The following is a 13,585-nucleotide window of genomic DNA, read 5'->3' on the forward strand; positions in this document are numbered from 1 at the left end:
GAACGAAAGCGGCCGGCGGATGGGATCCGCCGGCCGCTTTTTTATCGAGAGGATGGGGCGACCGAAGTCGCCCGCGCCGATCTTAGTTGAAGTGGTAGGACGCCTTGGCCCAGACCGTGTGGAAGTCGAGGTCTTCGTCGTTCGAATCGGTCGTGTAGCTGATCGTGTCGCCGGCGCCGTTCGTGCCGGTCACGGTCTGCTCGTTCGAGCCGAGGTTGGTGTAGAGATACTCGACGCCGAAGGAGAGGTTCTGGGTCGCCATCACGTCGACGCCGGCGCCGACGGAGTAGCCGATGTCCGCATCGTCGCCATCGGAGTCGAAGTCGTAGCCGGCGATCGACGGTGCCGAGATGTTGTTGTCGACGCCGGCATAGGCGAGACCGCCCGAACCGTAGACGAGAACGTTGTCCATGGCATAGCCGAGGCGAGCACGAACCGTGCCGAGATAGTTGATCTCGCTGTTCGCGTTGAACTCGGCGCCGCCCGGCGTCGTGTAGGAGCGGTTCGTCTCGGCGTCGATGTAGTTGAAGTCGGTGACGGCACCGAGAACGACGTTGTTCTGGAACTGGTAGTCGTAGCCGATATGCGCGCCACCGATGAAGCCGGCATTGTCGTCGTCATCGAAGACGCCCGTGCCGAACACCGGATCGCTGGTGTTGAAGTTGGCGCCGTTGTCGCTGTTGCCGAACGCGACGCCGGCCTGGACGCCGAGGTTGAGGCCGCTCCAGGTGGTCGTCTGCGCGATCGGCTCGATGGCCATCGGGGCCGGTGCCGGGGGCTCGGGGACGAGGATGTCGGCAGCCATGGACGGGGTGGCGATCGCGGTGGCGGCGAGAAGCAGTGCGAGGCGTTTCATGTATCAGTCTCCTTTGTCGCAAGCGCGACGAATGGGCAGAGGGCCGTGGCTCCTGCGTGGCGGATCCGGAAGGCATCCGAATTCGACAACGACCCCTGATCCGTATGGTTGGCTGAAAGATGGCAGGAATGCGGTCATATTTGCTGTGTTGCAGATGTGCCGCACTTGCCTCCGTCGCCGCGCTCTTAATGACCCATTCATCCTATGAAAGCGTTGAAAGTCGCTTAAAAATCAAGGTGAATAGAATTTTCCTCAAATCCGCCAGAGCTTTACGAGTGTGGCGAAACTGTGGAGACAAAATTCCCAAACGGAAGATCCGCCAGCCGCCCTGGTCCGTCGGGCGCGGACGCGTCCGCAGCCGCCTGCGGGTCCCCCGTCCGGGGCGGCCGGAACCGCCCCGCAGCGTGCAGCGGCCATGAGGCGCGACATGGCGTCACCTTGGATTGGTTCTCATCTCTGATTGCCAAGCCGGCCTCTCGCGCAATATGGTCCCCTCAGCAGGTGCTTGGGCAAACTGACCAAGATTGTACAAAATGGAGGATCAATGCGTAGTTTCAGTCTCGCCATTGCCGGTGTGGCACTCGTCTTCGCCGCCGGCGCGGCATCGGCCCAGGACGTCGGCGATCCTGCGGCCGGCGAGAAGGTGTTCAACAAGTGCAAGGCGTGCCACGCCGTCGGCGAAGGCGCCAAGAACAAGATCGGGCCGGAGCTGAACGGCATCGTCGGCGACAAGCCCGGTGCCGACCGTGGCGGCTACAAGTTCTCCAAGCCCTTCCAGGATTGGGCAGCCGACAAGACCTCCTGGAACCAGGAGCTCATGAGCACCTGGCTCGCGGATCCGCGCGGCACGGTCAAGGGCACCAAGATGGCCTTTGCCGGCATCAAGAAGCCCGACGAACTCAGCAACGTCATCGCCTATCTCGCGACCTTCGACGAGAATGGCGGCGCGCAGGATCCGGCCGAGGCGCTGAAGGCGGCAGCCGCCAAGTAGTCTTCGGGCGACCCTCGCCCATCATGAAGAGCGGTGCCGCCCCTGTCGGGGCGGGCCGCTTTTTGTTTGGCGGGGACTTTGAAGACCGGCGATTCTTCCGGCCGCGGCATCCGCATCATCGAGATCCCCGCCGTCATTCCTCGCCGGGCGCGATGCTCCGGCCGTCGGGCATCCGGTTGCCGCTCTCGCCCGCCGGATTGCCGAACGGCACCGGCGGCGCGCCGGCTCGCGCTTCCTCGTCATGGGCGAGCGCCCAGTGCACCGAGGGAAAGGCGAGTTCGTCGCGGGGGATCTCCGCCGGATCGAACAGCCGGACCTCGAGGCTTTCCGGCCCGGCGGCGACATGCCCCGTCGCCAGCCTCGCCCGGTAGATCAGCTGCACCTGGCTGATGCGCGGCACCGAATAGACCGCCAGGAGCCGCTCGATCACCAGCGCGGCCTCCGCCTCCTCCATCGCCTCGCGCCGCGCCCCGTCCTCCGGCGTCTCGTTGAGTTCGAGATAACCGGCCGGGATCGTCCAGAAGCCGCGTCGCGGCTCGATCGCCCGGCGGCAGAGGAGGATCCTGTCGTCGTGGCGCACCACCGAGCCGACGACGATCTTGGGGTTTTCGTAGGCGACATAGCCGCAGCTGTCGCAGATCCTGCGGGCAACGCTGTCGTCGTCGGGGGTGCGGAGGGTGAAGGATGGTTCGGCCATGGGCCTATAGATGGTCGCGGCGGCGCGCCGGGGAATGGCAAAGGCCGGCAAGCGGGGGCGCCGACTGGTTCTCCGCGTATCTTCTGGCCTCGGTTGCTCGCGGGGTCCGCGGCGGAGAAGGTCCATGACGCCGTGGACGGGACGCCGACGCGTCGGGCCTGGCGGTTTCGTCCCGGCATGACAGGTCGTAGGATCGGCGCGCGCGCGTCGCGGCGTTGGCGCGCCCGAAGCGGGCCACCGGCTCGGGCGCGGCCCTGAAGCTCCGCGGCAGGTCGTCGCAGGCAGGTCGTCGCAGGCAGGGAGAGTGAGCGATGTCGCAGGATCGTGAAATGGCGGACTCAGCCGCGGGGCCGGCGACGGTCTTTCGGGACGAGTTTCTCCATCGGGTGCTCGGGCTTGCGGGCGATCGCCGGGTGATCGTCGCGATCGCCGGCTCGCCAGGCTCGGGAAAGAGCACGCTGGCCGACTGGCTGGTCGGGGAACTCGACGTCCAGCGGCCGGGCACCGCCGCCGTGCTGCCGATGGACGGGTTCCATTTCGACGACCTGGTGCTGAACGCGCGGGGCCACCGCCCGCGCAAGGGTGCGCCGCACACCTTCGACACCGGCGGGCTGGCCTCGACGCTCGCCCGGCTCGCCGCCGACGACGGCACCGAGATCGCGGTGCCGGTCTTCGACCGGGCGATCGAGATCGCCCGCGCCGGCGCCCGCATCATCGGGCCGACGATCCGGACCGTCGTGGTGGAGGGCAACTATCTCCTGCTGGACGATCCGGCCTGGGCGCCGCTGCGCCGGCATTTCGACCTGACGGCGATGCTCGACGTGCCGGAGGAAATCCTGCGCCGGCGGCTGACGGAGCGTTGGCTCGGCTTCGGCTACGATCCGCAGGCGCTGGAGACGAAGCTGTCGGGCAACGACCTGCCCAACATGCGCACCGTGCTGGCAAACAGCGTCCGGCCGGACCTGCGGATCGCCTGACGGCTGGCCGCCGCGTCAGCGCGCACGGGTTCTCGCGCCGGCCATCCTCGTGACAGGCTCGGGGACCGCGTCGCTCCGCCGGCCGGCATGGATCGCGGAAAGATCCGGCAGGACCGCCGGCCTCGCCCAGCCGGACGGCTGCAATATGGTCATCGGCGTGCCGAAGACCTTCGACAGGACGCCCTCTTCCACCAGCCGCGCCGGCTCGCCGTCGGCGGCGAGCGCGCCGGCCTGCAAAACCATCAGCCGGTCGCAGAAGCCGACGGCCATGTTGAGGTCGTGGAGCACCGTGACGACGATGCCGCCCTCGTCGGCAAAGCGCCGGGCGATCGCCAGGACATCCAGCTGGTGGCGGATGTCGAGGCTGGCGGTCGGCTCGTCGAGGAGCAGCAGCTTGGCGCGGCCGTCCTCCACCGGACGGCCGATCTGGCAGAGCACGCGGGCGAGCTGCACCCGCTGCTGCTCGCCGCCGGACAGGCGCTGGTAGAGGCGGTCGCCGAAGCCCTCCAGATCGACCGCCGCGAAGGCCTCCTCGACGGCCTGCCGGCGGGCCGTGGCGGTCAGCCCCGCCCGCTGACGCAGGCCGAGGCCGACGATCTCGAAGGCGGTGAAGGGAAAGGCGATGGCTGCCGCCTGGGGCAGCACGGCGCGCCGTCTGGCAAGCTCTGCCGGGGGAATGGCGAAGACGTCGTCGCCATCGAGGCTGACATGCCCGGCCTCCGGCCGCCGCTCGCCGCTGATCGCCTTCAGGAGCGTCGACTTGCCCGCGCCGTTCGGGCCGATCACCGCCGTCATCCGCCCCGGCCCGATCTCGGCCGAGACCGGTCCGAGGATCTTGCGGTGGCCGGCGACGACCCGGATGTCGGAAATTGCCAGTGCCATGCCGGTCAGAATCCTTCGAAGGCGCGTCGGCGCATCAAAAGCCACAGGAAGAACGGCGCGCCGATGGCCGCCGTGATGATGCCGATCGGCAGTTCGGCAGGGGCGACGAGCAGCCGCGCGCCGATGTCGGCGACGAGCATCAGCAGGGCGCCGCCGAGACTGGAGGCCGGGATGAGGAAGCGGTGGTTGGCGCCGACCGCGAGCCGGAGGAGATGCGGCACGACGATGCCGACGAAGCCGATGGTGCCGGACACCGCGACGGCGACGCCGGTCGCCGCGGCGACGAGGAGAATCGCCAGCCGCTTCATCGCCTCGACCCGCAGCCCCATGTGGAAGGCCTCCGCCTCGCCCAGCACCAGCGCGTCGAGGCCGCGCGCCAGCAGCGGCGCCGAGGCGACGATGGCCAGCATGATCGGGCCGGTGATCATCACCTTCTCCCAGGTCACGCCGCCGAGCCCGCCGAGATTCCAGAAGGTGAGGTCGCGCAGCTGGGTGTCGTCGCTGAGGAACGCCAGATAGCCCATGATCGCGGCGGCGAAGGCGGCGAGGGCGACGCCGGCGAGCAGCATCGTCGCCACCGAGGTCGAGCCGCCGCGGGTGGCGATGGCGTAGAGGGCGAGGGTGGCGGCGAGCGCGCCGACGAAGGCCGCGAGCGGCAAGGCATAGCCGCCGAGGATCGCGGTGAGCGGGGCGAGGGCGCCGCCGCCCAGCACGATCATCGAGACGGCGCCGAGGGCGGCGCCGTTCGACACGCCGAGGATCGCCGGGTCGGCGAGGGGATTGCGGAACAGCCCCTGCATGATCGCGCCGCCGAGCGCCAGCATCGCGCCGATCAGCACCGCCATGATCGCCCGCGGCAGCCGGATCTGCCAGACGATCACCACCTCGCCGAGGGGAAACGCCCGGGTATCGGGCCCCGCCGCGAGGATGCGGACCACCCTGTCGGGTGACAGCGCCGAGGGCCCGATGCCGATCGCCAGAACCGCCATCACAGCCACGCAAAGGGCGAGGATGCCGAGGGCGACGGCCTCGGCGAGGGAGCGGTCTCCGGGTGCGCGGGCCATGGCCGCAGAAACGGTGAGCGGGGTCATCTGGCCGGCTTGATCGTGCCGGGATAGAGCTGCGCGGCGAGATCGCGCGCCGCATCCGCCGTGCGCGGGCCGAAGCCGAGGAGGTAGGAGGCGTCCATCCGCACCAGCGCCCCGGCCTCGCCGGCTGGAGTGGCCGCCAGCGCCGGGATTGCGAAGGGATCGACCGCGGCATGGTTCGGCCCCGCCCCGGTCATCATCACGACGACGTCGGGCGCGAGCTCCGTCGCGGCTTCCGCCGACAGCGTCTTGTAGCCGTTGGCCTCGGCAAAGACGTTCCGTCCCCCGGCGATCGCGATGATCGCGTCGGCGGCGGTGTCCGATCCTGCCGCCATCGGCCGGCCGTCGACGATGGAGAGGATGAAGAGGACCCGCTTGCGCTCCTCGATCGGCGCCAGCTCGGCTGCGAGGCGCTCGAGCCCGTCCTCGACCGTCTGCGCGAGCGCCTTGCCCTCTTCGGGCTTGCCGGCCGCCGCGCCGATCGCCGCCAGTTTCTCCGCCAGCACCTCGATCCCGTGGCCGCCGGGGATCGTCTCGACCCGCACGCCGGAGCTCTTGAGGAGAGCAATGGCCGGCGGCGGGCCGGCGCCCTCTTCCATCAGCACGAGGTCCGGCGACCGGGTCAGGACACCTTCGGCGGACAAAGCGCGCATGTAGCCGACATTGGGCTTCTGCGCGGCCTCGGGCGGATAGACCGAGGTGGTGTCGACGGCGACGATCCGGTCCTCGACGCCGAGGGCATAGAGGGTCTCGGTGACGGCGCCGCCGATGGCGACGATGCGCGCCGGCTGGCTCTCCTCTGCGCTCGCCTGGAAGACGAGCGACGCCGCGAGGGCGAATGGCAGGACGGCGCGGATGGCGGCGGGGATGAGGGGTCTGATCGACATGGGCGTGGGGTTCACTTCGTGAGGATGAGCTTGCCGGCCCTCGTCAGCCGCAAGCGGTAGATGGCATCGCCGTGGTGGATCTCGATTTCGTGTTTGTCCGCAAAGAGTTCCGTGGCGGAGACGACGCGCCGGCCCGCTTGCGCGGTCGAGATGGCACGTCCAACCGGTTCGGACGGGTCGGTGCGGAGATCGTCATCCACTTTAGAAAGTCTCCAATCATGCAGCGATTTCAAGGCAATAGAAGTTGACTCTGGTTATCATATTATCTATCGCCGTCAATGGCGATGGCGAAACCGAGGGGGTTGCACCATCGGCCGAGGACGTTAGCGAGCCAGCCCGCGAACCGCGGGTGCCAGCCAGGTCCCTGTCGAATCTCGAAAAATCAGGGGGTCTCCATGGCACGTCATTCGCGCCAACTTGCCGGTGCTGCGTCCGGCCTGGTCATTTCGCTCGTTCTCGGCATGCCGGCGGCGGCCCAAGAGGCCAACGCGGCCGGCGACGCATCCATCCTGCTCCAGCCCGTCATCATCGCCGGCGAGGACGATCGGGCGGCGTCGCAGAACCAGACCGCGACAAGGGCCGCGACCGTGTTGACGGAACGCATCACCCGCAGCGAGCTCGACGCCGCGCAGGTCTTCGACGCCGACGACATCTCCCGGCTCGATCCCGGCGTCTCCTACAGCCGCTCCAACGGCAGCTTCAGCGTCCGCGGCCTCGACAAGAACCGCGTCCTGACCACCATCGACGGCATTCCCATCCCGTGGCTCAACGACGGTGCGCGGGGCGTGCAGGGCGGCAGCGCCACCTTCGACTTCGACACGCTCTCCTCGCTCGACATCGTCAAGGGCAGCGACTCCAGCGTCTTCGGCGCCGGCGCACTCGGCGGCATCGTCGCGGTGCGCACCCTCAACCCGGAGGATCTTCTGCCCGGCGACAAGACCTTCGGCGGAATCTCGCGCGCGTCCTTCGACAGCGCCGACGAGAGCTGGGGCGTCGACCAGGCGCTCGCGGCCCGGATGGGCGACACCTACATGCTGCTCCAGGGCGGCTATCGCTCGGGCCGCGAGGAAGACAACAAGGGCGACGTCGGCGGTTACGGCTCCACCCGCACCGAACCCAACCCGCTCGACTACGACCGTGAGAACGTCCTGGTGAAGATCCGCCAGCATGTCGGCGTCGACCAGGTCTTCGGCGTCACCGGCGAACTCTACAAGCGCGACGACGACATCGACAGCCGGACGTCGTCACCGACGACGTATGCGCCGGGATCGGTGACGACGAACGACGTCGAGAAGCGCGAACGCGTCTCGGCCCATTACGAACTCGGCACCGGCGCCGGCGCCTGGCTCGATGCCGCCGACGTCGTCGTCTACTGGCAGCGCCAGGAGCTTTCGAACGACCTGTGGGGCGAGCGGCTGTCGTCGCCCGCCGGCGACTATTCGCGCCTCAGCGACCTCGAGGACACGACCTTCGGCATCAATGCCAGCGTGATGAAGCATTTCGACCTCGGCGGCCTGGACCACAAGATCTCGCTCGGCACCCAGACCTTCGGCAATCGCACCAAGCAGCTCTCCAGCGGTGAGGACAACTGTCCCCCGCCGCCCTATCCGCCGTTCAGCTCCTGCAACTTCCTGCACACCAACCAGGCCGACATGCCCGAGGTCCACGGCGTCTCGCTGGGCCTGTTCGTCGAGGACGAGATCGCGGTGACGGACAGGTTCCGCCTGACGCCCGGCATCCGCTTCGACTATTACGAGCAGAACCCGCAGGAGACCGCCGCCTACGAAGACAACGTCACCTATAACGGCCTGCCTCCTTCCTCCAGCGACAGCGCCGTCTCGCCCAAGCTCAGGGCCGAGTTCGACGTCACGCCGAACGCCACGATCTACGCCCAGTATGCCCGGGGCTTCCGCGCTCCGACGGCCGAAGAGCTCTATCTCAGCTATGGCGGCCCCGGCACCTATCTTACGATCGGCAATCCGGATCTGGAATCGGAGACCAGCAACGGCTTCGAGGTGGGACTGCGGGCGAAGCACGACGATTTCGACTGGAGCGTCTCGAGCTTCTACAATCGCTACAAGAACTTCGTCGACACCCAGTCGGTCGATCCGGCGGAGGTGGGGCTTTCCCCCGGCGACTATCCCTTTGGCATCACCCGCTACTTCAACCGTGCCAATGTCGAGATCTACGGCATCGAGGCGGCGGCGCGCTGGCAGATGGATGCGGTGTGGCACAGCGGCGCGAGCGTCGCCGCCTATATCGGCCGCGATATCGACACCGACGTCAATCTCAACTCGGTTCCCGCCGCCAAGGGCATCTTCAACCTCGGCTACGACAACGGCGTGTGGGGCGGCGACGCCTTTCTGACGCTGGCGGCTTCCCGCGACGATGTCGAGAACGACATCTCGAAGACGCCGGACTATGCGCTCCTCGACCTCACCGCCTGGTGGAAGCCGGAAGAGCTCGAAGGGGTGAAGCTGCAGGCCGGGCTCTACAACGTCTTCGACGCGACCTATTACGACGCCCTCGACATCCCCGACAGCGCCACCCAGCCGAAGGAGTTCTACTCCGAATCCGGGCGCTCCTTCCGGGCGACGCTGACCTACCAGTTCTGATCCCGGCCGCCCGGGAGATCGGCTCCCGGGCCGCGACCATCCCCACCAAAAAGACCGATCGGGGCCGCTGGCCCCGGTCGTCCGGACGAACGCTCGCCGAAACGGGCGAGCGAGACGACATCCATCCAAAAGACTGTGGAATCACCGATGTATATTGCCATGAACCGCTTCAGGGTCGCCCCGGAGAGCACGGAGGCCTTCGAGATCGTCTGGATGACGCGCAAGTCCCATCTCGAGGAGATGCCGGGCTTCGTAGAATTCCACATGCTGAAGGGCGCCGACAAGGGCGATCACGTCCTCTACGCCTCCCACACGGTGTGGGAGAGCCGCGAGGCGTTCGAGGGCTGGACGAAGTCGCAGGCCTTCCGCGATTCGCATGCCAGTACCGGAGCAGGCGCCGGTGCCAATGCCGGGGGCGAGCGGCCCAAGCTCTTCCTCGGCCATCCGGAATTCGAGGGATTCGAGGTGTTCCAGCACATTGCGGCCCGGGGCGAGACCGCTTCCGCGGCCTGATCCCGGCGCCGGCCGGTCGTCCCGCTGGAACGACTTTCAACGACATCGCGCATCCCGGCCTCGTCGCCGGGGTGCCGTCAACTGGTCGGCGTGCGCGCCTTCGGCTCGCGCTGCAGCGCCCGCTCGACCGCCGGCATCAGCCCGGTCCGGATCGCCTCCGGCGTGAACGGTCCGGTCTGCTTGTAGAGGATCTCGCCGTCCGGAGCGACGAGGAAGGTCTCCGGCACGCCGTAGACGCCCCAGTCGATGGTCGCCGCGCCCTTCTGGTCGACGCCGATCGCCGCATAGGGATTGCCGAGATTTTGCAGGAAGCCGAGGGCGTTGTCCGGCTTGTCCTTGTAGTTGATCGCCACCAGCCGGAACCGCTCGTCCTTGGCAAGCTGCATCAGCAGCGGATGCTCGTCGCGGCAGGGGGCGCACCAGGAGGCGAAGACGTTGACCAGCACCGGCCGCCCGTCGCCGGGGCCGGAAAGGTCGAGGCCCGGCACCGGCTGGCCGTTGGGCAGGGTGGCGCCGGCCAGGGCGGGCAGCACGGTCATCGGCGCGCTCTTGCCGACGAGAACCGAGGGGATCTCCTTCGGGTCATGGCCGGAGAGGAGCTGGTAGAGGAAGACGCCGGCAAGCGCGAAGAACAGGACCAGCGGCAGGAGGACGACCGGCCGCGGGCCACGGCGCCGTTCGGGCGTTGCCTGGTCGGCGGGCGCCGTCTCGAGCAGCGTGCCGTCCTCGTCGCGGGCGCTCATCGGCCGGCCTCGGCCGATGAGCCCGAACGGGCGCCGGCTTGCGATCTGCGGCGGATGCCCTGCGCTTCCAGCGCCTTCAGGGCGCCGCGCTGGGTCCGCGCGTCGAGGAACACCCAGATCGCGAGCCCGAGGATGGCGAGCGCCGAAATGCCGTAGGCACTGGCGATGAAGGCGAAATAATCGGCCTGCATGGGATGAACTCCGGTCAGTCGGCTCAGGCTTCCGCCCGCCTTGCGGCGAGCCGCGACAGCGCGGCGACGCGCCGGCGCAGGATCTCGGTGCGCATCGCCGTCAGATGCAGGGCGAAGAACAACAGCGTGAAGCCGATCGCCGAGACGAGCAGCGGCGTCAGATAGGCGGCGGGCATTGCCGGTCCGTCGACCCGCAGCACGCTCGCCGGCTGGTGCAGCGTGTTCCACCAGTCGACCGAGAACTTGATGATCGGGATGTTGACGAAGCCGACGAGGACGAGGATCGCCGAGGATTTCGCGCTCTTCGACGGGTCCTCGAGCGCGCGACTGAGAGCGATCAGCCCGAGATACATGAGGAACAGCACGAAGACCGAGGTCAGTCGCGCGTCCCACACCCACCAGGTGCCCCACATCGGCCGGCCCCAGATCGAGCCGGTGATCAGGCAGAGCGCGGTGAACACCGCGCCGATGGGCGCCGCCGCCTTCACCGACACGTCGGCCAGCGGATGGCGCCAGACCAGCGTGCCCAGCGCCGACAGGCTCATCACCGTCCAGATCATCATCGACAGCCAGGCAAAGGGGACGTGGACGAACATGATCGTCACGGTCGGGCCCTGCTGGTAGTCGGGCGGCGCCGTCAGGCCGAGCGTGATGCCGACGGCGAGAGCGGCGAGCGCCGCGCCATAGAGCCACGGCTGCAGCTTGCCCGACAGCTCCAGGAAGCGGGTCGGATTGGCGAGGATGGCGAAGCGCGAGGGCTTGGCGCTGGCGGAGACGTCGGTCATGGCGCTGAGTTTAGAGCCTCTTCAGCCTGGCCGCAAACGGATGATGTCCCGATCGGGTCACCTTTTCGCGGGATCGCCGCGCCCGAACGGATCATCGTTTCGCGGGATCGCCGCGAAAGAACCGCGCCATGCCGATCGAGGCCGGCATCACCGGTTCGAAGCCGAACTTGGCATAGAGGTGCCTGGCGTCGCCGTCGGCGATCAGGCTGACATAGGCGGTGTCGGGCACCGTCCGCGTCAGCCAGGCTTCGAGCGCCGCGAAGATCGCCTTGCCGATGCCCTTGCCCTGGTGCTCCGGCTCGACCGCCATGTCGACGACCTGCATGTGGCAGCCGCCGTCGCCGACGACGCGGCCCATGCCGATCGCCCGGCCCCCGTGCCGCACCACGACGGCGTAGAGCGTGTTCGGCAGGGCGATTTGGGCGGCCTCGAGACTCTTGGGGGACAGGCCGGAGATTTCCCGCAGGCGGCGATAGTCCTCGATGGCGGGGATTTCCTCGACGAGCTCGTAAGGGGCGGGCAACTCGCCGGCCGCGGCAGGAATGGACATGGGAGGGACTCGCACCTCTTTTCGGCGGGACATCGGTTCTGGTCGGCGGGACATCGGCTCTGGCGGGGAATCAGCGCCTTGCGACGATGAAGAGGCGAGGGAAGGCCAGAAGCACCCGGCCGTCAACGCGCCGCGGATAGGCGGCGGCGATCTGTTGTGTATAGGCGTCGAGGAAGGCGGTCTTCTCCGCCTCGTCCAGCGGCTCCAGGAACGGCCGCAGCCCCGTCGCGCGCAGCCAGTCGACGATTGCCGGGGCATCGGCGAGGACGTGGACATAGGTCGTGCGCCAGATGTCGAGGGCGGCGGCGAGGGGCGCCAGGAGATCGTAATAGGCCTCGACGGGCAGGATGCGGGCGCGAACCGCTCCGGCGTCGCCGATCTTTCCGGCAAAGTCCGGCCGCGCCGCCACCTCCCGCATCAGCCGGTGCGACGGCTGATCCAGATTGTCCGGCATCTGCACGGCCAGCACCCCGCCCGGCGCAAGACTTTCCATCAGGCGGGGAAACAGCGCCTCGTGATCCGGCAGCCATTGCAGCACGGCATTGGCGAAGAGGAGGTCGGCCGGCGGCTCGGCCGCGAAGGTCGCGGCGTCGCCAAGGGTGAAGGCGACCTCCGGCAGGCGGCACCTGGCCTTTTCCAGCATGTCCGGCGAGGTGTCGATCCCCGCGATCGTCGCTTCTGGATAACGCCGGACGATCAGCTCCGTCGAGTTGCCCGGACCGCAGCCGATGTCGACGGCATGGCGCACCGCGGCGAGCGGCACCCGCGCGAGCAGTTCGGCGGCGGGGCGGGTGCGCTCTTCGGCAAAGCGGAGATAGAGGTCGGCGTTCCAGTCGGTCACGGAGGCTCGCGGGGGGATCGGTTGCGGTCACCGAGATATAGGGCAAGCGGGGCGGGGATGGCCCGACCGGCATCCACTGGCGCCGAGGCGGACGAAGGCAAAATTAAGGCAAGGTTTACCATCGCCCTCTAAAACCGCCCCGGTCGGGCTCGACGCGGCGACAGGTCATTGTCGGCCGCCATGCCTTTGCAGCTTCCTGGCCTTTCTGTCCGATGCCGGCTCGATCCAGCCGCCACGGCAGCGACCGAACCCGGAGAGGAAAGCGTCGAGCGTTGGCAAAGAGGCGAGCACATTCGATGACGTCGAGGCGCTGCGCCGCTCCATCCTCGTTGCCCTCCTGATCTTCACGACGGTGTTCGGCGCGAGCTTCGCGGTCCTCAACTATCTCAACGCCAACTACACGGCGATGGCCGGCGAGATCGCCATGGGGCTGTTCGCGCTGTGCCTCGTTCCCGTCATCCGCAGGACGGCGCATCTCGTCCGGTGGTCCTTCGTCTATCTCGTCCTGTTCAACACGACGATGATGCTGATCCTTTCGACGCCGCAATCGGCGCCGTCGGTCTTCGCCTGGGTCCTCCTGATCCCCATCCTGTCGCACATGCTGCTCGGCCGGGCCCTTGGCGGCGGCGTCACCGCGGTCTTCCTGGCGACGGCCTTCGCCATCTACTACACGCGCTTCTCCGACAGCGCGGTGACCGGCAATCCGCGGGCGCTCCTCAACGTCGCCGGTGTCGCTCTGTGCATCTTCGGCTTCTCCTTCGTCTACGAGACCTCGCGCTCGCGGGCAGGCGTGGAAGCCTGAGGCGCGGACACACGAACTTCGTCATCCCGGGCTTGACCCGGGATCCATTCCTCTGCGCTGAAATAACCATTCGCTTCAGAATGTTAGGATCCGCGTTCACCGATTTGGAATGGATCCCGGCTCAAGGCCGGGATGACGACGCGTTGATGGAATGCGCCCGTTCTGAC

16 protein-coding genes are annotated in these 13,585 nt (G+C 68.0%); 5 read left to right on the top strand and 11 right to left on the bottom strand.

Annotation, left to right across the window (positions count from 1 at the left end; all coding sequences use genetic code 11):
* Positions 1–82 precede the first annotated feature (82 nt).
* A complete protein-coding gene (locus tag ATO4_RS14860) occupies positions 83–856 on the bottom strand; it encodes an outer membrane beta-barrel protein (protein ID WP_083592322.1) in 774 nt (257 codons plus the stop codon).
* A gap of 544 nt (positions 857–1,400) precedes the next feature.
* Here ATO4_RS14860 and ATO4_RS14865 point away from each other — a divergent pair.
* Entirely contained in the window at positions 1,401–1,847 is a 447-nt protein-coding gene (locus ATO4_RS14865; RefSeq protein WP_083592323.1) for a c-type cytochrome, read from the top strand.
* 133 nt (positions 1,848–1,980) lie between these two features.
* Here the strand turns inward: ATO4_RS14865 and ATO4_RS14870 are convergent, their stop codons facing one another.
* Positions 1,981–2,544 carry an NUDIX hydrolase gene (locus tag ATO4_RS14870; RefSeq protein ID WP_083592405.1) on the bottom strand — a complete coding sequence of 188 codons (564 nt, stop codon included), beginning with the start codon at positions 2,542–2,544 and terminating at the stop codon, positions 1,981–1,983.
* Positions 2,545–2,873: 329 nt separating this feature from the next.
* Here ATO4_RS14870 and ATO4_RS14875 point away from each other — a divergent pair, with 329 nt between their 5' ends.
* The gene (locus tag ATO4_RS14875; protein WP_083592324.1) at positions 2,874–3,521 is read left to right on the top strand and encodes a nucleoside/nucleotide kinase family protein; all 648 of its coding nucleotides are present in this window, start codon (positions 2,874–2,876) and stop codon (positions 3,519–3,521) included.
* Between the two features lie 15 nt (positions 3,522–3,536).
* Here the strand turns inward: ATO4_RS14875 and ATO4_RS14880 are convergent, their stop codons facing one another.
* The 4 genes from ATO4_RS14880 to ATO4_RS14895 are packed head-to-tail and all read right to left on the bottom strand — an operon-like array spanning position 3,537 to position 6,578.
* Positions 3,537–4,403: a heme ABC transporter ATP-binding protein gene (locus ATO4_RS14880; RefSeq protein ID WP_083592325.1), complete on the bottom strand. Its 867-nt coding sequence runs from the start codon at positions 4,401–4,403 to the stop codon at positions 3,537–3,539.
* 5 nt (positions 4,404–4,408) lie between these two features.
* Positions 4,409–5,494, bottom strand: a complete 1,086-nt coding sequence (locus ATO4_RS14885; protein ID WP_083592326.1) for an iron ABC transporter permease — start codon at positions 5,492–5,494, stop codon at positions 4,409–4,411.
* Complete coding sequence (locus tag ATO4_RS14890; protein ID WP_083592327.1) at positions 5,491–6,378, bottom strand: ABC transporter substrate-binding protein; 888 nt, start codon at positions 6,376–6,378, stop codon at positions 5,491–5,493. Before ATO4_RS14890 ends, ATO4_RS14885 begins: the two co-directional genes overlap by 4 nt.
* Before the next feature lie 11 nt (positions 6,379–6,389).
* Complete coding sequence (locus tag ATO4_RS14895) at positions 6,390–6,578, bottom strand: hemin uptake protein HemP (protein WP_083592328.1); 189 nt, start codon at positions 6,576–6,578, stop codon at positions 6,390–6,392.
* A 195-nt stretch (positions 6,579–6,773) separates the two neighbouring features.
* Between ATO4_RS14895 and ATO4_RS14900 the strand changes: the two genes are divergently transcribed.
* A complete protein-coding gene (locus ATO4_RS14900; protein ID WP_176223003.1) occupies positions 6,774–8,993 on the top strand; it encodes a TonB-dependent hemoglobin/transferrin/lactoferrin family receptor in 2,220 nt (739 codons plus the stop codon).
* Positions 8,994–9,140: 147 nt separating this feature from the next.
* Positions 9,141–9,506, top strand: coding sequence for an antibiotic biosynthesis monooxygenase (locus tag ATO4_RS14905; protein ID WP_083592330.1), 366 nt, complete (start codon positions 9,141–9,143; stop codon positions 9,504–9,506).
* Positions 9,507–9,583: 77 nt separating this feature from the next.
* Here ATO4_RS14905 and ATO4_RS14910 read toward each other — a convergent pair whose 3' ends face one another.
* The 5 genes from ATO4_RS14910 to tam all read right to left on the bottom strand — a co-directional run bounded on the left by ATO4_RS14910 (position 9,584) and on the right by tam (position 12,616).
* The gene (locus ATO4_RS14910) at positions 9,584–10,249 is read right to left on the bottom strand and encodes a DsbE family thiol:disulfide interchange protein (protein ID WP_083592331.1); all 666 of its coding nucleotides are present in this window, start codon (positions 10,247–10,249) and stop codon (positions 9,584–9,586) included.
* On the bottom strand, positions 10,246–10,440 hold the full coding sequence (gene ccmD, locus ATO4_RS14915) for a heme exporter protein CcmD (RefSeq protein ID WP_083592332.1): 195 nt from the start codon (positions 10,438–10,440) through the stop codon (positions 10,246–10,248). Before ccmD ends, ATO4_RS14910 begins: the two co-directional genes overlap by 4 nt.
* A 23-nt stretch (positions 10,441–10,463) precedes the next feature.
* A complete protein-coding gene (locus tag ATO4_RS14920) occupies positions 10,464–11,225 on the bottom strand; it encodes a heme ABC transporter permease (RefSeq protein WP_083592333.1) in 762 nt (253 codons plus the stop codon).
* Positions 11,226–11,316: 91 nt separating this feature from the next.
* Positions 11,317–11,775, bottom strand: coding sequence for a GNAT family N-acetyltransferase (locus ATO4_RS14925; protein ID WP_083592334.1), 459 nt, complete (start codon positions 11,773–11,775; stop codon positions 11,317–11,319).
* 70 nt (positions 11,776–11,845) lie between these two features.
* Positions 11,846–12,616: a trans-aconitate 2-methyltransferase gene (gene tam, locus ATO4_RS14930; protein WP_083592335.1), complete on the bottom strand. Its 771-nt coding sequence runs from the start codon at positions 12,614–12,616 to the stop codon at positions 11,846–11,848.
* A 223-nt stretch (positions 12,617–12,839) separates the two neighbouring features.
* Between tam and ATO4_RS14935 the strand changes: the two genes are divergently transcribed.
* A complete protein-coding gene (locus ATO4_RS14935; RefSeq protein WP_348626469.1) occupies positions 12,840–13,418 on the top strand; it encodes a hypothetical protein in 579 nt (192 codons plus the stop codon).
* The last annotated feature ends 167 nt before the right edge of the window (positions 13,419–13,585 follow it).

The organism is Aurantimonas sp. 22II-16-19i, assembly GCF_002088275.1.
Classification (GTDB): domain Bacteria; phylum Pseudomonadota; class Alphaproteobacteria; order Rhizobiales; family Rhizobiaceae; genus Jiella.